Raw genomic sequence first — 668 nt, forward strand, 5'->3', positions numbered from 1 at the left:
CCAGCAGCTTCCTGCCGGCGATCTGACAGAAGCGGTGGCCCTGCTCTCGACCGGTCGCTTCTCCCCTCATCTCTCTCTGGTCATTCGCGGCATTGAATACCGCGACAACGAATTTGCCGAAGACACGGTCCTGTCCACCGATGTTGAGACGGCCGAGGAGGCACTGGCCATCGCCAGTGCCCATCTGACCGCCCTGCCCTCCGGGCACGAACTGGCGATTGCTCTGGATCTCGAACCCGAACCGGTGTTCGTCGCCTGGCTCAGGCCGAAGGCCGCCAGACGGCGCAAGGCGGGATCGCAGGCGGCCACGCTGGCGCCGCTGGCCTCTCCTCTGGGTCAGCAGTCTGGCGCGGTCCTGCAGTGGTTCGATGCCCTGACTGACGAGGCCCTGCCCGACTATGACGGGACGCTGGTGACGGCGGAGCGCGCCTCAAAGACCTATTCCCGGGCGGCGAAGGCAATGAACACACGCCGCACCTATCGATCGGCCGTGCGCTCCTGGTGCGCGTGGGCGGCAGGACATGGGCTCCCTGCCCTGCCCGCCCGCAGCGAGGATGTCGCCGCCTATCTGGCTGATCTTGCGCTGCAGAAGAAGCGACCCGCGACGGTGGATCTGCACCGTGCTGCACTGCGCTATCTGCACCATGTTGCCCAGGTTCCCGTCCCGA

Annotated in this window: 1 protein-coding gene; it reads left to right on the top strand. The window is 66.5% G+C overall.

Features of this window, described 5'->3' with window-relative positions:
* Window positions 1-668: site-specific integrase (locus tag R5H23_RS16310; RefSeq protein WP_317216077.1), on the top strand; the 668-nt coding region annotated here is incomplete at both ends.

Origin of the sequence: Gluconobacter sp. GP1 (genome assembly GCF_032913585.1) — a bacterium.
GTDB classification, from domain to species: domain Bacteria; phylum Pseudomonadota; class Alphaproteobacteria; order Acetobacterales; family Acetobacteraceae; genus Gluconobacter; species Gluconobacter cerinus.